The sequence below is a fragment of the Amylolactobacillus amylotrophicus DSM 20534 genome (genome assembly GCF_001434555.1).
In the GTDB taxonomy this organism is placed as follows: domain Bacteria; phylum Bacillota; class Bacilli; order Lactobacillales; family Lactobacillaceae; genus Amylolactobacillus; species Amylolactobacillus amylophilus.
This window is the reverse complement of sequence record NZ_AZCV01000001.1, coordinates 16482-35620: the sequence shown is the minus strand read 5'-3', so window position 1 is coordinate 35620 and position 19139 is coordinate 16482. Positions and strand designations below refer to the sequence as shown.

At 44.4% G+C, this 19139-nt stretch carries 22 protein-coding genes, 1 tRNA gene and 2 other annotated features; of the genes, 5 read left to right on the top strand and 18 right to left on the bottom strand.

Going from position 1 to position 19139, the window contains the following annotated elements; translation table 11 throughout:
• Nucleotides 1-97: 97 nt before the first annotated feature.
• The 13 genes from recN to FC62_RS00130 form a co-directional block, all read right to left on the bottom strand.
• Nucleotides 98-1780 (bottom strand): DNA repair protein RecN, encoded by a 1683-nt coding sequence (recN, locus tag FC62_RS00190; RefSeq protein WP_056946324.1) that lies wholly within the window; start codon nt 1778-1780, stop codon nt 98-100.
• Between the two features lie 21 nt (nt 1781-1801).
• Nucleotides 1802-2617: a TlyA family RNA methyltransferase gene (locus FC62_RS00185; protein WP_056946325.1), complete on the bottom strand. Its 816-nt coding sequence runs from the start codon at nt 2615-2617 to the stop codon at nt 1802-1804.
• Entirely contained in the window at nt 2598-3497 is a 900-nt protein-coding gene (locus FC62_RS00180) for a polyprenyl synthetase family protein (protein ID WP_056946326.1), read from the bottom strand. Before FC62_RS00180 ends, FC62_RS00185 begins: the two co-directional genes overlap by 20 nt.
• Nucleotides 3487-3726 carry an exodeoxyribonuclease VII small subunit gene (locus tag FC62_RS00175; RefSeq protein WP_054744861.1) on the bottom strand — a complete coding sequence of 80 codons (240 nt, stop codon included), beginning with the start codon at nt 3724-3726 and terminating at the stop codon, nt 3487-3489. The genes FC62_RS00180 and FC62_RS00175 overlap by 11 nt, the downstream gene beginning before the upstream one ends.
• Nucleotides 3719-5068: an exodeoxyribonuclease VII large subunit gene (gene xseA / locus FC62_RS00170; protein ID WP_054745294.1), complete on the bottom strand. Its 1350-nt coding sequence runs from the start codon at nt 5066-5068 to the stop codon at nt 3719-3721. The genes FC62_RS00175 and xseA overlap by 8 nt, the downstream gene beginning before the upstream one ends.
• Nucleotides 5068-5916 carry a bifunctional 5,10-methylenetetrahydrofolate dehydrogenase/5,10-methenyltetrahydrofolate cyclohydrolase gene (locus FC62_RS00165; RefSeq protein WP_056946327.1) on the bottom strand — a complete coding sequence of 283 codons (849 nt, stop codon included), beginning with the start codon at nt 5914-5916 and terminating at the stop codon, nt 5068-5070. The genes xseA and FC62_RS00165 overlap by 1 nt, the downstream gene beginning before the upstream one ends.
• Before the next feature lie 97 nt (nt 5917-6013).
• The gene (gene nusB, locus FC62_RS00160) at nt 6014-6415 is read right to left on the bottom strand and encodes a transcription antitermination factor NusB (protein WP_054744859.1); all 402 of its coding nucleotides are present in this window, start codon (nt 6413-6415) and stop codon (nt 6014-6016) included.
• Nucleotide 6416: 1 nt separating this feature from the next.
• Nucleotides 6417-6875: an Asp23/Gls24 family envelope stress response protein gene (locus FC62_RS00155; RefSeq protein ID WP_054744857.1), complete on the bottom strand. Its 459-nt coding sequence runs from the start codon at nt 6873-6875 to the stop codon at nt 6417-6419.
• Between the two features lie 12 nt (nt 6876-6887).
• Entirely contained in the window at nt 6888-7451 is a 564-nt protein-coding gene (efp, locus tag FC62_RS00150) for an elongation factor P (protein WP_054744855.1), read from the bottom strand.
• Between the two features lie 60 nt (nt 7452-7511).
• Entirely contained in the window at nt 7512-8630 is a 1119-nt protein-coding gene (locus tag FC62_RS00145) for a M24 family metallopeptidase (protein WP_056946329.1), read from the bottom strand.
• A 50-nt stretch (nt 8631-8680) separates the two neighbouring features.
• On the bottom strand, nt 8681-8980 hold the full coding sequence (gene rpmA / locus FC62_RS00140) for a 50S ribosomal protein L27 (protein WP_054744853.1): 300 nt from the start codon (nt 8978-8980) through the stop codon (nt 8681-8683).
• Nucleotides 8981-9008: 28 nt separating this feature from the next.
• The gene (rplU, locus tag FC62_RS00135) at nt 9009-9320 is read right to left on the bottom strand and encodes a 50S ribosomal protein L21 (protein ID WP_054744851.1); all 312 of its coding nucleotides are present in this window, start codon (nt 9318-9320) and stop codon (nt 9009-9011) included.
• A 12-nt stretch (nt 9321-9332) separates the two neighbouring features.
• Nucleotides 9333-9401 (bottom strand) — a sequence feature (ribosomal protein L21 leader region).
• 70 nt (nt 9402-9471) lie between these two features.
• Nucleotides 9472-10380: an EamA family transporter gene (locus FC62_RS00130; RefSeq protein ID WP_056946331.1), complete on the bottom strand. Its 909-nt coding sequence runs from the start codon at nt 10378-10380 to the stop codon at nt 9472-9474.
• Between the two features lie 154 nt (nt 10381-10534).
• Nucleotides 10535-10774, top strand: a binding site (T-box leader).
• Nucleotides 10775-10886: 112 nt separating this feature from the next.
• On the opposite strand from FC62_RS00130, the gene FC62_RS08425 reads away from it, so the two are divergent.
• The 4 genes from FC62_RS08425 to FC62_RS00110 all read left to right on the top strand — a co-directional run bounded on the left by FC62_RS08425 (nt 10887) and on the right by FC62_RS00110 (nt 14368).
• Nucleotides 10887-11360, top strand: coding sequence for a PLP-dependent transferase (locus tag FC62_RS08425; RefSeq protein WP_054744849.1), 474 nt, complete (start codon nt 10887-10889; stop codon nt 11358-11360).
• 5 nt (nt 11361-11365) lie between these two features.
• Nucleotides 11366-11653 carry a PLP-dependent transferase gene (locus tag FC62_RS08420; protein WP_082611562.1) on the top strand — a complete coding sequence of 96 codons (288 nt, stop codon included), beginning with the start codon at nt 11366-11368 and terminating at the stop codon, nt 11651-11653.
• 118 nt (nt 11654-11771) lie between these two features.
• A tRNA-Arg gene (locus FC62_RS00115) sits at nt 11772-11845 on the top strand.
• Between the two features lie 132 nt (nt 11846-11977).
• Entirely contained in the window at nt 11978-14368 is a 2391-nt protein-coding gene (locus FC62_RS00110) for a Xaa-Pro dipeptidyl-peptidase (protein ID WP_056946341.1), read from the top strand.
• Between the two features lie 46 nt (nt 14369-14414).
• Here FC62_RS00110 and glnA read toward each other — a convergent pair whose 3' ends face one another.
• From glnA to miaA, 4 genes are all read right to left on the bottom strand, one after another.
• Nucleotides 14415-15752, bottom strand: coding sequence for a type I glutamate--ammonia ligase (gene glnA, locus FC62_RS00105; RefSeq protein WP_054744844.1), 1338 nt, complete (start codon nt 15750-15752; stop codon nt 14415-14417).
• Nucleotides 15753-15769: 17 nt separating this feature from the next.
• On the bottom strand, nt 15770-16105 hold the full coding sequence (locus FC62_RS00100) for a MerR family transcriptional regulator (protein WP_054744842.1): 336 nt from the start codon (nt 16103-16105) through the stop codon (nt 15770-15772).
• Nucleotides 16106-16211: 106 nt separating this feature from the next.
• Nucleotides 16212-17468 (bottom strand): methionine gamma-lyase family protein, encoded by a 1257-nt coding sequence (locus FC62_RS00095; RefSeq protein WP_056946354.1) that lies wholly within the window; start codon nt 17466-17468, stop codon nt 16212-16214.
• Complete coding sequence (gene miaA / locus FC62_RS00090) at nt 17458-18396, bottom strand: tRNA (adenosine(37)-N6)-dimethylallyltransferase MiaA (protein ID WP_056946360.1); 939 nt, start codon at nt 18394-18396, stop codon at nt 17458-17460. The genes FC62_RS00095 and miaA overlap by 11 nt, the downstream gene beginning before the upstream one ends.
• Nucleotides 18397-18466: 70 nt before the next feature.
• Between miaA and FC62_RS00085 the strand changes: the two genes are divergently transcribed.
• Nucleotides 18467-18646: a DUF3042 family protein gene (locus FC62_RS00085; RefSeq protein WP_056946365.1), complete on the top strand. Its 180-nt coding sequence runs from the start codon at nt 18467-18469 to the stop codon at nt 18644-18646.
• A gap of 89 nt (nt 18647-18735) precedes the next feature.
• Here FC62_RS00085 and FC62_RS00080 read toward each other — a convergent pair whose 3' ends face one another.
• Nucleotides 18736-19137, bottom strand: a complete 402-nt coding sequence (locus FC62_RS00080) for a rhodanese-like domain-containing protein (protein ID WP_141322543.1) — start codon at nt 19135-19137, stop codon at nt 18736-18738.
• Nucleotides 19138-19139: the final 2 nt, after the last annotated feature.

Here is a 19139-nt window from a genome sequence, read left to right as displayed (position 1 = left end):
AAAACCCCCGGTATTGATTTTGGTCCAATACCGGGGGTTCACTTCAATCTACTAAGTTAGTATTAGTAGTTATGGACTTTTTCGGTTTGATAATTATTTAGTTTTTTTGAGCTAACAAATCGGCCGCATTCTTCAAGGCAGACTCCGTTACCTTATTTCCCGCAATCATCTTTGCAATCGCCTGGACCGAGCTGCTGTCATCAAGCAAATCAAGCTCTGTGTATGTCTGATTGTTGGCAATTGTCTTGGCGATGAGGAAGCGTTGATCTGCAATCGCCGCAACCTGCGGTGCATGCGTAATTGTCAGTACCTGCTTTGTCTTAGAAAGCTCGAGCATCTTCTGACCAATTGCCGCCGCAACGCGTCCCGACACACCAGTATCAATCTCATCAAACATCATTGTTTGAACGGCTGATAGTTGCCCAAAAATTACTTTCAGGGCGAGCATAATTCTAGATTGTTCACCACCAGAGGCAATCTTAACGAGGGGTTTTAATTCTTCACCCGGGTTTGGTGAAATCAAAAATTTAATCTCATCTAAACCATTTGTTAGAAAGTTATCGGTTTGAACAATAGAGACTGCAAAATCGGCTTTTTCCATATACAAATCGCGTAATTGATGCTTGATTTCTTGCTCGAGTTGCTGCGCAACTTTTACCCGGGCACTATGCAATTTAGTCCCGATCTCATTGAGATACTTTTCTTCTTGCTTAATGAGTTTATCGAGCTGCTGTACATCATAATCGCTATCGTTAAAACCAGCCAGTTCCTGTGCATTTCTATCGTAGAACGACAGTACGTCGGCTAAGGTTGGTCCGTATTTCTTCTTCAAGATATTTAGTTGACTCGACCGCTCCAGTAGAAATTGATAATGTTCCTCATCGAAGTCGAGCGTATCTAGCAGATCTTGAACACGCGCGCGCGCATCATCAAGTGCATAATACGCATCATTCAATGAGTCTGCGAGACCTTGGTATTCGTGACTAAGGTTTGCTAGACTCACGGCATCATTCATGGCGACACCCACCGGATCCACCACATTCTGATCTTCAGACTCCAAGATGGCCTGGATGGAGTTAGCCGTTTCCAATATTTTCTGGTAATTATCAAGTCTAGTTAGTTCATCGTCAATTCGCTCATCCTCAGTAGCATCTTCAATCTTAACTTCCGCAATCTCATTGAGTTGAAAAGTTAAAATATCTTTCTTCTGAGCAATTTCTTGGACATTTTTGGTAACCTGATTTAAGTGCTTCTTGGCCTCATTGAAGGACCTGTAATGTGTCTGATAATCTGCTAATAATTGTCTGATTGCCGTATCACCAAAGCGGTCAAGCAGAGTTACATGAGCGGTCTCGTCCATTAGTATCTGCTGATCACTTTGACCGTGAATATCGACTAATTTCTGTCCCAGACTAGCCAAAACGTTAATCGTCGTCAGCTGACCGTTGACGCGGACGGTATTGCGCCCCTTCGTCGTAATCTCCCGCTGCACCAGAAGTGTTTGGTCATCTAATTCAGGTAAGCCATAGTTTGCCAGATCTTGTTTAATCAACGGTAAGGTGGTTTCGCCGACTTCAAATTGACCGGTAACTGTACTGCTTTTACTACCAGTTCTAATGAAGTCTGTAGATGCACGGCTTCCCAGCAAAATAGCTAACGCGTCAATTAAAATAGACTTACCTGCGCCAGTTTCACCAATCAGAGCAGTAAATCCCGTTGTGAAATCAACCTTTAAGTCCTTGATAATTGCAAAATTTTGGATATCTAACTTGGCTAACATAATTTAACCTCATTCACAAATTTATTCTAGATCGGCTACTGCAGCTTGAACTAATTCCTGTGGAGTAACCTGCCATAATAATTGCGCCACTTCGTTCGCGTTCTTTCTTAGATGAATTAGAAATTCTATATTACCATGACCACCCTTTACCGGTGAATAGTCCAGATTAACTACATCAAATCCGTTTTTAAGCGCAGAATTAATAATCTTCTCTATCACCTGTTGATGAACCCGATGGTCACGAATAATTCCGTTCTTACCAACATTTTCTTTACCGGCCTCAAACTGCGGTTTAATTAAACAAACTGCGTCGCAGCCGTCCTTCAAAATAGCATGCATCGGCGGCAGAATTAGATCAAGGGAGATGAAGGATACATCGGTCATGGCAAAGTCTGGAAGTCCCGCGGTGAAATCCTCTGGCTTACTGTACCGAAAATTAACCCGCTCCATCACAATTACTCTGGGGTCATCCCTTAACTGCCACGCCAACTGGTTATAACCAACATCGAGGGCGTACACCTTTCTGGAGCCATTTTGTAATGCAACATCGGTGAAACCACCAGTTGATGCACCAATATCTAGACAGAGTCTGTCTTGTAAGTCAATCTCAAATACCTCGAGGGCTTTCTCAAGTTTGTAACCGCCACGACTAACGTATTTCTGACCATCGTCCTTGATAATAAACTGCTCATCTTCAGGGAATTTATCCCCTGCTTTATCAATCCGTTCAGAATTGTGATCGAGAACTAGCCCGGCCATGATTGCACGCTGCGCCTGTGAGCGTGAATTAAATAAACCTTGCTCAAATAATAATGTATCAACTCTTTTTTTGGTCATTCTCTAACACTTTCTTAAAGATATTGGTAAAACCTAGTAAGACACCACCGTCAAAATCACTAAGGTCCTGCCTCATTTGCTCCACCAGCTGGTTGAGATCTTTTCTGGCACCAGCAATGCCAAACCTGGTCACATAATTATTCTTTCCTGCAGCTGCGTCTTTCTCAGTTGCTTTGCCGGCTTCTGTTGCGGTCTCAGTCACGTCGACCAAATCATCATAAATCTGAAAGGCTTGCCCGAAATCGGTCGCAAATTTAACAAGTTGTTGGGCTTGTTGTTCATTCGCTTGACCAAAAATTGTTCCCATTTTCACCGCGGCAATAATTAATTCAGCAGTTTTTTTGTACTCTAACTGCTCAATCGTCTCCTCATCAACATCTGAGTTAGTTGAACGAATATCGATAAATTGGCCGCCCACCATGCCATTTGGTCCAATAGCATCTGTCAGTACCCGTGCTGACTGGACCACCTCTGCACTATTTAAATCGGCAACCAACAGCCAGTTGATACCCATAGTGAGGAGGGCATCGCCAGCCAAAATTGCATTGGCTTCGCCAAATTTCTTATGACTGGTCAGTTGACCGCGCCGATAATCGTCATTATCCATGGCTGGCAGATCATCATGAATCAACGAGTAGGTGTGGATAATCTCAATCCCCCCCGCAACTTTCACATGCTCATTTGTAATCTCGCAACCAAGCTCCACCAATGTAGCCAAAAATAAAAGGGGGCGCAACCTCTTACCTGGAGCTAAGACAGAATATGTTAAGACTGTTCGTAAGTTCTCATCAGTCACTCTAGCAACCAGCGCCTGTTTCAAAAAATCATCGATGGTCAATGAATATTCAACAATAAATTCGCTGAAACTCCTACTTGTCATCAGGATTCTCACTTACATCTAACGGTTTAACCTGCCCATCCTCGTCCATCAACTTAGCTACTGTCGCCTCTGCTTTTGCTAACTGTTGTTCCAGATTCTTACTCAATAAGACCCCTGTCTGAAACTGAGTTAAAGCCTCATCCAAGGGAATAGCACCATTTTCCAAATTCGTAACAATCTGTTCTAAATCAGCTAATTGTTCCTCAAAACTCTTTTTCTGATTACTCATTACGTCTCTCCTCTATCTTGATGGCTTCTGCCGTGACTATGCCATCCTTAAAATTCAATTCTAACAAATCGTTCTGCTTAACTTGTGTTACAGATATTATTGTCCGATCACCCTTGTTGGCCAGAACATATCCGCGACCGATAATCTTCAATGGACTTATTGCATCAAGCTTGTTAGCTGCTAAACCAAGGCCATTCTTCTTGTTATTCAATACTGCTTTCATTTTAGCAAAAAGACTCTGAAGAAGGAATGTGTTTTGATTAGTCAGGTTAGCGATATTCTGTTGGAGCAGGCGTTTATTGAGTCGCTCCTTCAGCAACACAGTTCTATGTGCCAAATCGCTATTGCGCTTTGTAATGGCTTTTAGTAAGCGTTGCTGTAGGAGATCCACCTGCTGTGTCCGCTGGTCAAAGAGTCTGTTTGGCTGCGTCAAGACGATATTGCTATTCACGCGCTCTAATCCTTCACGTTTTAAACGCAGTACAACATTGATTCTTGAAAACAATAATTGTTGTTGTTTCTTCAAGCTAACCAACTCATCAACCAGTTTGGGTGTGGCTAGTTCTGCCGCCGCTGTTGGTGTTGCTGCACGATAGTCTGCCACCAAATCACTCAATGTCGTGTCAGTTTCATGCCCAACCGAGCTAATTACCGGTAACTTCATCTCGGCAATCTGTCGGACCACAACTTCCTCGTTAAATGGCCAAAGATCCTCGATTGAACCACCACCACGCCCAATGATTAGCACATCATAGTTAGCAACGTCTCGTTGCACGCGTTTCAACGCATCAACTAAACTATACTTAGCCTGATCACCCTGCACAACGGCTGGATAGAGGACAATTTCTGCCTGAGGATACCGCCTATTGGCCGTGGTAATGATGTCGCGAATAACTGCCCCAGACCTACTCGTAATCACCGCAATTCTCTGCGGAAAATGCGGTAAAGCCCTAGTTGGTAAATCAAATAAACCTTCAGCTGCCAACTTGCCTTTTAATTGCTCATACGCCTGATACAATGAGCCGACGCCGTCTGGTTCCATCTTATCAATGTTAATCTGATATTCACCGCTCGGTTGATAGAGGGTAACCTTCCCCCTAACCAGTACCTTCATTCCTTCTTCTGGCCGAAATTTCAACTTCTGATAGGCCGACTTAAACATCACAACTTTGATCTTGCTGTGTTCATCCTTCAAAGAAAAATACTGGTGTGAATTTGGTCGCTCACGAAAATTAGATATCTCACCACTCAAGAAAACATGATGGAGGTATGGGTCATATTCAAATTTTCTATTTAAATACTGATTAAGGAGCGAGACAGTAATATATTCCGGTGAATTCATTAATCTTTCCTTTTCTTTGCAATCTCTACCACTTGTTGCATAAGTGTAATGACCGTCATGGGTCCAACACCACCAGGAACCGGCGTGATCAGACCTGCTTTTTTTGATACTGCTGCAAAATCTACATCTCCAACAAGTTTACCGGCTTCATCCCTATTCATGCCAACATCAATCACAATAGCCCCGGGATGCACCATGTCCTTCGTAACGAATGCTGCACGTCCGGTTGCTGAAACCAAAATATCGGCGGTCCGAGTCAACTCTGGTAAATTTTTAGTTTTTGAGTGTGCAATCGTAACCGTGGCATCCTGCTGTAACATGAGCGCCGCTAGTGGACGACCGACAATATTGCTTCTGTTGATGATTACAACATTTTGGCCGGTTAAGTCAATGTTCTTCGCCTTCAAAAGCGTCATGATCCCACCAGCAGTTGATGGAATGATTGCCGGATTATTCTGCCATAAATGACCGAAATTAACGGGACTAAATCCATCGACATCCTTTTCAGGTGCGATTGCATTGATGACAGTCTCCTCGTTAATTGCAGCCGGGAGTGGTAGTTGAACCAAGATTCCGTCAACGCCCGAATCTTGATTCAGTTGCTCAATGTTTCGTAACAATTCGGCCTCGTTTACAGTTGCTGGCAAGTGAATAAGCCTAAACGAAATACCCAGTTCCTCGGCACGACGTCCCTTATTTCTAACATAAATAGCACTGGCACTATTATCACCAACTAGGATAACAGCCAACTTGGGCTGCACACCAGACCGCTTCAATTCAGCCACTGACTGTCTTAACGAGACGGCTAACTCATTGGCAATTGCCTTACCATCAATTAAATTATTCATCCAATACCTCCCATTACTCTGCTAAGTATAAATCAAGCACTAAGTAAGTAGTCAAGCTAGAATATAAAAAAACTGGTACAAAAAGTACCAGCCTGACTTATTTAGAGACGAAGTTTGACAGGATTCCGTTGATAAACGCCTTTGAGACATCATCACTAAACTCTCCTGCTAGATTCAATGCTTCATCGACCGCAGCAATCTTTGGAATACTTTCACTATTTTGAATTTCGAAAATTGCTAACTCTAAAATAGATAAATCAATCTTATTAATTCGTTCAATTTTCCAGCCCTGCTTCAGGTACTGTGCAATTGACTGGCGTAAGTCTGCCCGCTTCTCCTCTACGCCGTTAACTAGGTAAGTTGCATACTCTGGCGTCTCCTGGTCGAAGTCCGTCGTGTTTTTGACCTGTTGGATGGCGCTTTGAGCCGTCAACTCCTGGTTCTGGTTTAGCAAAAAGATTACTTGGAGTGCAAACCGTCTAACTTCATGTTGATTCATCTTAATCTAATTGCTCCTTCGTCAAAGCTTGCTCATCGGTTTCTTCCTCTGAATTAGAGAATAAAGAGCCAGGATTAGCCTGCTCCTCTTCCTTAATTGAATACAAGCCAACAACGTGAATATTAATTTCCTTCAATTTCAAATCAGTCATCTGTTCAAGTTGCGTCTGGAGCTTCTTCTGTAATTCTAAAGCAACCTTCGGGATGTTGACTCCACTCTTGAAATAAGCATAGACATCGGCCAATAATTCATTATCGACCACCTTCAAATCAACACCTTTACCGTGATTTTCACGGCCAAACAACTTATTAATATTGTTTGCAAGTGTACCCCGCATCTCATATACGCCATCAACTTTAGTTGCAGCAATACCAAGAATTACCTCGAGGACACGCAGGTCAATCTTAATTTGGTTATCTTCGTTTTCGTTGGTTAAGATAATTGTAGAATTTTCAGCCATTTTTCTGCCTCCCTAGTTGTTAGAGCGAGAAATATAAGAACCATCTGTCGTATTGATTGTTAACTTGTCGCCAGCGTTAACGAAGAATGGCACTTGAACAACGAGTCCAGTCTCCATAGTCGCTGGCTTAGTACCACCGCTTGATGTGTCGCCCCGAATTCCTGGTTCTGTTTCGGCCACAGTCAAGTCGACGGTGTTAGGAAGCTCGACACCAATAGTCTCACTACCATACATCATGACGTTAACCACCATGTTCTCGAGCAAATACTTTTGCTCTGCGACAATTTCTTCCCCTGGTAATTCGATTTGCTCATAGGTATCTGTGTCCATGAACACGAAGTTGTCACCGTTCATATAAAGATACTGCATCTTCTTAGTATCAACTTGAGCCTTCTCGACCTTCTCGGTTGATCTAAAAGTCTTCTCTTGTAATGCACCAGTCCGTAAGTTCTTTAACTTAGACCGCACGAACGCACCACCCTTACCTGGCTTTACATGTTGGAATTCCACAATGCGCCATAGTCCGCCATCAAATTCGATGGTTAAGCCGTTTTTAAATTCATTAACAGAAATCATTTGATTTTCCTCCGTATCTAGTTATCATTTTACCAATCAATGGGGTCCCGTTGCAACAAACTATAGGATAATTAATTCTTCTTTTGGCAAAGTTGTTAAAACAGCGGGAGTTGCACTAATCCGCACGTCGTCTTCGATCCGCACGCCACCCTTTCCTGGGAGATAAATTCCCGGTTCGACGGTCGTGACCATATTCTCCAAGAGCATCGTCTCTCTGAATTTCATTGTTGGGCTATTAATCTCGTGAATATCCAGGCCGATGCCGTGACCGATGCCGTGACCAAAGTATTGACCATACCCGGCCTCATTAATCAGATTTCTTGCCGCAGAATCTACGTCGGCACCCCTGTTACCAGCCACGCTAGCAGCAATTCCCTGCTTATTGGCCGCCAGCACAACCTGATAAATCTCATTCAGCTCTGAACTAACCGTTCCCAAGGCTACAGTCCGTGTAATGTCAGAAACATATCCTTCAAACACACAACCGAAGTCAATCGTAATCAGTTCGTGTGCCGCTAGCTGCTTATCACTCGCCTTACCATGTGGCCAGGCTGAACGCACTCCAGAGGCAACGATTGTCGCAAACGAAGGACCACTAGCTCCAGGCTCTTTCATAGCGTATTCGAGGGCCGCGGCGATTTCACGCTCTGTTTTACCAACAGCGATTTGGGGGAGAATCGCTTGAAAACTCTGCTCGGAGATCTCAATTGCACGCCGTACTAGCGCAATCTCATCTTCATCTTTAACGAGCCGTAGCCGCTCCACGAATTCAGTTACCAGTTCATATTCCAGTTGAGAATCTTGGGCCTTTAAGGTAGCAAATGCCGTTGCCGAAAGAAAATCTCCTTCAATTAGAACTTTTTTGCTTGCATGGGCATGCAGCAAAGCAACGATTTCCGGCATCTCGCCACGTGTCTTCATGACCACAGAAATCGTGCTCGGAACCTCAGTCTTAAGCTGGCTGGCGAACCGAGAATCAGACAGTAAAAAGCTGCTGCCGTCGGAGAAAATCACCAATTGCGCCTCCTCGCCAGTAAAGCCAGTGAGGTAGCGGATACTCGTCTCCGAGAAGACAACCATCGCTTCTGCTGCCTCTTTTTTAATCAACGAGATGAGCTGTTCTAATCGCCGCTCAATTGTCTTTTGTCTGTTTGAATCCACTAAATATTCTCTATTCATTATTTTCACCAACAAAAAAGGGCTGAAATTTCAGCCCTTTTCCTAATTAATTATTTTGCTTCTTCAAGTGGATAAACTGAAACTTGTTTACGGTCTCTTCCAAGACGTTCAAATTTAACAACGCCTTCAACTTTAGCAAACAAAGTATCGTCGCCACCACGACCAACATTAAGTCCTGGGTGAATCTTAGTTCCGCGTTGACGGAAAAGGATTGAACCTGCAGTAACATTTTGGCCATCAGCTCTCTTAGCGCCTAAACGACGACCAGCTGAGTCACGGCCATTAGATGTGGAACCGCCACCCTTATGGTGAGAAAATAGTCTTAGATTTAAAATATTCTTGATTAACATTCTATTCACCTCAATATTGAGCTAGTAACTAGCCCTTAATACTTTCAATAACGACTTTGGTATATGGTTGACGGTGACCCTTTTTGGTATGTGAATGCTTCTTAGGCTTGTACTTGTAAGTAACAACTTTCTTTTCCTTACCTTGCTTCTCAACCTTACCAGAAACGCTTGCGCCATCAACTAATGGAGCGCCTACTTTAGTGTTCTTGCCATCGTTTACTAAGATAACTTGATCAAAAGTAACATTTTCACCTTCAGCAACGTCTAGTTTCTCAACGTAAACGGCTTCGCCTTCGGCTACTTTATATTGTTTACCACCTGTTTTAATGATTGCGTACATAACGTACACCTCCTATATTCTTAGACTCGCCACCACCGGGTGCTACGCTTTAAAACCCTTGATGTGCGGTTGCAGCTGTGTGGTCCACAAATACAACTACACAATAATAACAGAGCTATATGGAAAAAGCAACAGTTCTACCACCTAAATCTTAACGATCGTAGAAGCCGAGAATGGCAATCGCCACCATGATGAACGTAATCACGGTATATTGTTGCCAGTTTAGTTTCTCCTTCAAGAAAATCCGGGCCAAAATAATGGAGACCACACTGTATGAGGCAATCATCGGTGCAGCGACAATTGCGTTGCCGGCCGTCGCACCAACGTAGAAGAATTGACCAAGTGTTTCGAAAATCGCAGCTAAGCCTTTAGAGCGTTCCTTGAAGATGTTGACCGTCTCTTTTTTGACCAATGCGAGGTACAACCAGATGACGACACCCACGATTAAGAATGTTAATTCATAGCTCATATTCGCTTGGTCCTCAGGGAGGATCTTCTTGTAATAGAGGTAAACTCCGTCTAAAAAGGTCCCGGTTGCGTCGAGTAACGCATAGATGATTGGGAAGATAATCGCAATGGCACTTAAGCGATACTTTCGATCAACTTTCTCCCCCTCTGTCAAGAGTTCAGCATCAGCTTCCTTCTTCTCGAAAATACCAAGCAGAATCATTCCGATAATGATAATCGCCACGGCGACCCATTGAAGTGGCTCCATGTTACCATTCATGAGGAAGAATGACAGGAGGACTACAAACGCACCAGAAGAGTTCTGAAGCGGACTGGATACGGATAACTCAATGTACCGCAGACCGAAATATCCCACCCCCATTGAGAGGATGTACATTGCAGAAACCGGTAGGTAAACGATTAGGTTGCGCCAGTCGTAGTCGATTCCCTCGTACATCACGTAGTAGAACAACACGTGAAGTCCCATGACAACGCCGACCAAAATTACCGTTTTTAATGCACTGTACCTATCTCTCTCATGATTGCCTAGTTTATAAAATAAATCAGCAGCTCCCCAGGCAAGAAGCGTGATTAACGCAGGTGCAAACCACATCAGCGTATTCTCTCTTTCTTTTTAAAATCTTTGTTAGGATACACAAAAAAATCACTGTCGTCAATCAAAAAATCATACGATTATTGATTTATTTCGTTTTTCCTATTGACACCCGGTAAACGGGAACCCATACTAGCAACCAATCAAACAACATTAAAGAACAATGAAAAGATGAGTACAGGTATTTCATTATTCTCAGAGAGTCTACGTGTGGTGTGAGTAGATAATAATACTGCTTGGAAAATGGTCTTGAAGCGTCGTAACACTGAGCCTTAATGTAAAGTTTTACTGGGTACGCCCATTATAGCGTGCGGGTATGTTGGTACTCAGTGAGGGATTATGCTTTTTCATAATCTAAATTAAGGTGGTAACACGATTCAATGTCGTCCTTACTTTCGCGTTTGCGATTGTAAGGATTTTTTTATTGCTTAGAAAAGGAGCAGCAAGATGACTAAATTAAAAGAAAATGCACCATTTCGGGTCGATATTGAAGGAAGATTTTTGACATGACAGAGAATAAGACCAAATCAGATTTACACTACGATTCATTAGTTGTGCAGGGCGTTCCCACACGCGAGAACGAGTATGGTGCCATCATGCCCCCAATCTTTCTCAGCTCAACTTACCGCTTCCAGGATCTGGATCACGATGGACAATACGAATACGTCCGCACGCAAAAGCCGACCCGTGAAAAAGCAGAACGCCTCATTGCCCGGTTAGAGGGAGCCAGATACGGCCTCGAATTTAGTTCGGGCATGGCTGCTATCGCCACCGTCTTTGAACATTTCAATCCCGGCGACCGGGTCATCAGTTCGGCGAATATTTACGGCGGCACCTACCGCTTCTTCAGTGATCTTTTCACGAAAAACCAGATTGACTACAGCCTAGTACTAGACCTAAATCACCTGACAGACGCCGATTTCACCGAGAATACTAGGAAAGTTTACATCGAGACGCCCCTAACCCAACGTTACGGGTAACGGATATCAAGCAGGTCGCAGAGATTGCACACCGTCACCACGCAATTGTCATTTGTGATAACACGTTTATGACCAGCTACTTGCAACAACCGCTTGAGTTAGGAGCCGACGTCGTTGCCTACTCCGCGACCAAATACTTTGGCGGCCATGCCGACCTCTGTGCCGGCTTCGTTGTTTTAAACGATCAAACACTCGCCGAAGAATTTTACTTCTACCAAAATACCCTGGGGGCAACCATTAGCCAATCCAACTATTACATCGCACCAACTAAAGCCGGTTCTTCTATCCCTTGAACGAATAGTCACTGGAGCTTTGCACGCGTCAATTACTCATTAGCTAAAAAAATCTCGGGATAAAACCCTAATTCAATTGACAAACTGCTCAGTTACTTAGTACAATATACTTCGTTCTGACACAGTAGCTCAGCTGGATAGAGCAACGGTCTTCTAAACCGTAGGTCGTGGGTCCGAATCCCACCTGTGTCATTAATGCTTAAAACCGAACCGGTTGGTCCGGTTTTTTTTGTCGTCTGCAGTGACCAGAATCGGTGATAACAGTCTTTTAAACCGTTCTCAAAAACTGTAAAATAAAGATTATATGATGTTGGAGGTAAACACATGAAATACAATCAATACGGTCGCATCAACGTTGGTCAGGCCGACCAAATTAAGGAACTCATCGCACTGAAATTTCTTCCCGCCGAGTATGAGACGTTAGAATTCTCAGACTTATTGGGCTTGTTGTTCGGCAAACTCTTCCCGGAGCAAAAGACCATCGGTGCTAAGCGCCAAACGCTCTCGGCCATCGCGGCTGATGAAACACAAAGTATTTTCGCACTAATTGAACAACACGTGACCGAAATCACGCAGAATAATTTCTACAACGTGGCCCTGCAGCTACTGGGCTATCATGCAGGATACGACTACGATTTAGGAAATCCCTTAGCGCTTTTCAAGGAGCACAATTTACCCTTTCTGCAAGCCAATAAAATCAACCAAGAAAACATCTTTAATGCATACTATCTTTTGCTATCTACCAGGGCGAAGAACGGTCAATTATTAATTGATCATCTGGCAGCAAAAGGCTACTTCGTTCCGTGGTTCAAGGCGGAAAAACCACAATTTGTCTACTTCAACGGCAAGATTCTGCCCGTGTTCGATACCACTAAGATTATCCGCGAAGTCATCTATGTTGAAAGTGACCTCGACACAGATCACGATGGCCAAAAGGATCTGTTACAAGCAACCATCTTTCGTCCACAAGAGACTGAACAAAACTTACGGGTACCAATCTTGTACACTGCCAATCCTTATTGGGGTGGCACAAACGATGTCGATGATCACCTCCACTCAGTTGATGAGAACCTCACCGAAATCAAAGAAAATCCTGTCTACCGCCAACCAGCCCCTAACTTGAAGGAAAAGAGCGTGCCAAGTACAGAGAATGCTGTGCCTGAAGAGACAGCAACTAGAAACGGCATCTACAGCCTGAATGAGTACTTCCTCGCTCGCGGATTCGCAAACGTCTATGCAGGCGGTATTGGAACATACGGCTCTGACGGTGTGCGCCTTTGTGGCTCAGTGGAAGAGACCATCTGTGCCAAAGAAATTATCGAGTGGCTAACTGGCAATCGGATTGCCTATACAACACGCGAAAGAACCACTCAGACTAAAGCCTGGTGGTCTAACGGTAACGTGGCGATGACCGGCAAATCCTATTTGGGTACTCTGGCAACGGCAGTGGCTACTACCGGCGTTAAGGGGCTAAAGACGGTTATCTCAGAGGCCGCAATCTCAAGTTGGTATGATTACTACCGAGAACATGGGTTGGTAATTGCCCCGGTACTCTGCCAAGGCGAGGATACGGATATTCTGGCTGAGCTATGTCAGAGTAACTTCCAGCAATCTGCTGATTACCTAAGAAACAAGCCCTATTTCGACAAAGTTATGCAGGCTTTAGTGGCCGGACAGGATAGAACCACGGGCCAATACAACGATTTCTGGGCTGCCAGGAACTACCGGCATAACGTCAAGAACATTAAATGCAGCTTCATCTCGGTTCACGGTCTAAACGACTGGAACGTTAAGCCAAAGAACGTCTACAAACTATGGCACGAACTCCAGAATCTGCCAATCAAACACAAGTTGTTCCTTCACCAAGGACCACACACCTACATGAATAATCTACAATCAATCGACTTTACAGACATGATTAATCTTTGGTTAGCACATGAGCTCTTAGGTGTAAAAAACGGCGCATTGATTCAATGGCCAGACGTACTTGTCCAGGATAATCTACAGGCAGACACCTGGCATTCGGAGCAGACCTGGTCTAACAACCTTGGTCAGGCGACCACTTATCACTTGAATAACAACCAGCAATTAGCAAAGAACCAGGATGCCGCAAGTATCCACTCCTTTGAAGACGTCGGTGGCAAACAGTTCCATGAGATGAATATCTCGGAAACAGAATGGGAAAAGCAATTTCTCGGCGGCACGAAGTCTTGGCTTGATGCCCAACTCCGTTTCATGAGCGAACCATTAGATTTCCCAGTCACGCTTGTTGGCCGTCCTAAAGTACACCTACGAGTTAGTTCAAGCTTAAAGAAAGGCCAACTCTCCGTAGCTTTGATTGAACTGGGCAGAAGAAGCCGTCTAAGTGCAGTGCCGCAAGTCGTCGACCTCAACGGTCAAGAACTAGGATACCATTTCGGCACGGAATCCTTAAAAGAGTTTCAACCCGCTCATCCGACAGACTTCAAGTTGATTGCAAAGGGGCACCAAAATATCCAGAATTATGCGAATCAAAGGATCGCCAGGTCTGTAACGCCCGGTGAGTTCTACGATCTAGAATTCGAACTTCAACCAACCTACTACACACTGCCAAAGGACACCCAGTTGGCACTTGTAGTCTACAGTACAGATCAGGGCATGACTAAACGACCACAGGAATCAACCACTTATACGGTCGACCTAGCTCAGAGTAGCATCACAGTTTATCAGAAGTAACTAAAAAACCGAGCCTTCAGTTGAAGGCTCGGTTTTCTTTGTATACCTAGTATAATTGCATGTATTGTTCACGTTCCCAGTCAGAGACGGTCTGCCGGTAGCTCGCCCACTCAAGATCCTTTGAGTCAACAAAGCTTTGTGCTAAGTGTTCTCCCAGTGCGTCCAGCACTACTTGGTCTTTCTTGAATGCCTTAACCGCATTATGCAGTGTCGAAGGTAAATCGGTGATGCCATTTGCCTTACGCTCTGTTTCGCTCATTGAATAGATATTTCGATCAACGGAGTGTACAGGCATCTGTCGTTCTTTCAAGCCATCCAAGCCGGCCATCAGAATTCCCGCAATCACCAAGTATGGGTTCGCAGTTGGATCCGGGCTCCGGAACTCAATTCTAGTAGAGTTGCCTCGACCTGAGGGAATCCGAATTAACGGCGAGCGATTACGTGCGGACCAGGCCACATAGACAGGTGCCTCGAAACCTGGGACAAGTCGCTTATACGAATTTACAGTTGGATTATTGAGCGCCGTCAGCGCCCGTGCATGGTTCAGTACACCATTCAAGAAGTAATAGGCCTCCTTTGAAAGCTGTTGCTCACCCTGACTATCAAAAAAGATGTTTTGGCCGTCTCGGAAGAGCGACATGTTCATGTGCATTCCACTACCGTTAATTCCTTGGAGTGGCTTAGCCATGAACGTCGCATGGAGACCGTGTTTGCGCGCAATTGTCTTCACAACTAGCTTGAAAGTTTGGATCCGGTCAGCAGCCTCTAATGCATCAGCATAGCGGAAGTCAATTTCGTGTTGACCCGGCGCTACTTCATGGTGACTAGCCTCCACCTCAAAGCCCATCTTCTCAAGTTCTAAGACGATGTCACGGCGACAATTTTCCCCAAGGTCAACCGGTGCAAAGTCGAAGTATGCACCCTGATCATTTAGGTCCAATGTTGGCTCATTGTTATCATCTAATTTAAAAAGGAAAAACTCTGGCTCGGGGCCAATATTAAAGTCCGAAAAGCCTTTATCGCGCATCTGCTCTAGCACGCGCCGTAGATTATTTCTGGGATCGCCTGGGAAAGGCGTGCCATCTGGCAGATAGACATCACAGATTAGGCGGGCAACTTTGCCATGCTCAACGCCCCAGGGAAAGATTAGCCAAGTCGAGAGATCAGGATGCAGCAGCATGTCGCTCTCCTCAATCCGCACAAAGCCATCGATTGATGAGCCATCAAAAGTGATTTTGTTATCGAGCACCTTATCCACCTGTGAAGCCGGAACCTCAACGTTCTTAATTATTCCGTTAATATCTGTGAACATCAACCGCAGGAACTGTACGTTCTCCTCCTGCATAATCTGTTTTATTTCTTCCTTTGATAATGTTTTCGCCATTGAACCTACTCCGTCTATTAAGATTTATTTCCGAAAGGACTACTCTGTAGTAACTCATCGAACAAAATCTTTCTGGTCGTCTGATCATCGTTTTGACTCGGATGTGACATTTTCTTACTCAGAAATTTCTTGGTTTCGGCCAAACTGAATCCAGCACTGATTTGTGCTTTAATCTCCAGCAGCAAATCAATCTGATTCAGGGAGAACAAACGTTGTCCCCCTGGTGTTCGTGCCACCTTGATCAGTTCCTTGTCTGTGTAATAGCGAATCTGCCTGGCAGTTAAACCAGTCAGTTTAATCGCGATTGCCATCGTCAAAATTGGATAATTGCGGCGTGTCGTAATTTCATCCATGTTATTTACCTCGAGTACGTTGATTAGAATAGCACATTCTAAGAGAATTACAATTTTCCATGTAAGCTATTCTAACATGTACAGCAAATAAACTGTATTTTGGCGTTTATTTGCTAAAGTATAGTTGTTCAACTGCGTTAATTAACGCTAGTTTAACGTGCTCAAATGTTAGTCCGCCTTGAAGGTAAACTGCGTAAGGTGGTCTAATTGGGCCGTCCGCCGAGAACTCGAGTGTTGAACCTTGGACAAATGTCCCGGCGGCCATAATGACCTGATCCTCGTAGCCAGCCATCTCACTTGGATTTGGTACTACAAAAGAATCAATCGGCGAATTTGCCTGAATTGCCTGAATAAATTTAATCATTTTTGCTCGATTGTTAAAGATCACTGTCTGAATTAAATCCGTTCTAGTATCAGTAAATCTAGGAGAAACTTCTAACCCGACCCGTTCAAGAAGGGCACTGGTATAGATTGCTCCCTTAATTGCCTGACCCACAACATGCGGTGCCTGAAATAGGCCCTGGTAGAACGTCCTATTTGCATCTAGCGTGGCACCCTCTTCGCCACCGATGCCCGGTGCCGTAAGTTGATACGCCGCATTTTCAACTAATGAGGCATCACCGACGATATAGCCACCAGTTTGGGCCAAGCCACCACCCGGATTCTTGATCAAAGATCCGGCCATCAGGTTAGCACCCAGCTCAGTTGGCTCAACCGTCTCAGAGAATTCACCATAACAGTTATCGATAAAGATAATGGCGTTTGGCAGCGTCTTTTTGACGAAATCGATCATCTGCTTGATTTTCTGAATGACGAAACTCTGCCGGGTATCATAACCACGTGAACGCTGAATAGCAACGATCTTCGGATGATCTCGTAACAGGATGGTCTTTGCTGCTGCAAAATCGATTTCACCGTCTTTTAACGGAACGTGTGAGAAATTAACCCCCCACTCAACCAATGAGCCGCGCTTGTTACCGGCGATACCAATGACTTCCTGCATGGTGTCGTATGGCATCCCAGTTAAGTAAGTCAATGTGTCTCCGGGGCGCAAGTTACCAAATAACGCCGTGGACAGCGTATGCGTGCCCGAAACAAACTGGGTGCGAACCAAGGCCTTCTCCGTGTGGAAAATGTCCGCATAGATTTCATCAAGCTTCTCACGACCATAGTCATCATTGCCGTAGCCATTAGTTCCATTCAAATCCGATTCTGAAACTTGATGCTTGATGAAGGCATCGAGGACCTTCTTTTGGTTGAACAACATGTTTGCTTCAACTCGTTCAAAATACGGCTTTACCTGTTCATCCACTTCAGCCAATATCGTATTCAATTGTTCATTTGCTACTAGTCTATTTGTCATTATTTAACCACTCAATTACTTCCTGTTTTATTTTTGCAAAATCCGTTGCGGCGTCAGGATTATAGTCAGTTAAATCACACCAACTGACGGACATTTTATTCCTAAAGTAGGTTAGTTGCCTTTTGGCATACTTACGTGACGCCTGCTTCAGCTTAGCCACAGCCTCATCAAGAGTTTGTTCGCCTTCAAAGTAGGGAAACAACTCCTTGTAGCCAATTGCCTGCTTAACCTGTTGAATCGTCTCTTTGTGTGTGAAAATAAATTCAGCCTCTGCTAATAGACCCTGCTCAAGCATCGTATCCACCCGCCGGTTGATCAAATCATACAGGTGGGCACGCTCCGTATTTAAGCCAATAATCTTGGTATCAAACAAAGGGGCAATCTGTTCCTGTTGCTGTGAGAACGGGTGTCCAGTCCGTTCTATCACACTCAAAGCACGCATGACCCGCCGCGTATTCTGGTAGGGAATTTTGGCCGCTGCCTGCGGGTCCTGCTCATGTAGATGCTGCCAGAGTGCAAGTGGACCTGCACGCACCAGATATTGCTCAATTTGCTCGTCCACCGGAGAATCATATGTCTCCTGTTCCCCCAGTTGCAACCCATTGACCAAGGCCGTGATATAAAAGCCCGTACCACCAACAACCAGTGGAAGGTGATTGGCCGCGTTAATCTGGCCGATTGCTGCATTCGCACGAGCGACGAAATCCTTCACCGAATAGGAGTCAAACACGGATAATTCATTTACTAGGTGGTGTCTTGCCATAGCCAATTCAGCCTCAGCTGGCTTTGCCGTCCCCACCGAAATTTCCCGATAAATTTGCATGGAATCGCCGGAAATGATTTCACCATTCAACTGCTGGGATAACGCCACGCCAAGTTTTGTTTTGCCAACCGCAGTTGGGCCAACAATAATTAATACCTTTTGCATACACATTTCCTTTAATAAATTGGTTTTTATGCTAAAATTTAGTTGTTAACGAATTAGGAGGAAAACGAACATGGCTAAAAAATTTACTACCGGTTTCCTGACTGGTGCACTAATTACCATCGCGACCGCTGCTGCAGGACTATTTGCCTTCAAGAAGACGGTGCTTGATCCAGAGGATCAAGAAGCTGAGCGCATTGAAGAAAATCGCCGGCGGGCCAATCGCAAGAGTTTCAGTGCTCATCAAGGCTAATTTTAACATAAAAAATGCTTGGTTTTTAGTAACAGTTCCAAAGGAGCTGCGTTTAAACCAAGCATTTTTATTTTGGTCGTCTTGTGCTTTTAGTATTTAGAAGACTTGGTCTTACCTTCCCACTTGCTAAAACCATTCTGGAGGAACGAAACGTTCGTGTATCCATTCTTGCGTAGTAATTTCACGGCACGAACGGAAAGACCCACGCTATCGCCATAGATGTAAACTGGTAGATCAGCCCTAATTTCGGAGTAAGTTGAGCGAATCATCGAGAACGGAACATTTCTAGCACCCAGAATATGACTCTTCTTGAAGTCCGCCTTCTCACGCACATCGATGATCTGAGCCTTACGCATGTTTGCTTCGAATTCTTCGTTTGTTAATGCACCACCCATGCGTTTTGCCTGGATTTTTAAGTATAACCAGTTACCAAACAACGCCAGCAAGATGACAATTAAGACCGAGTTTAGAACCCACATGAATATTTGCAAAA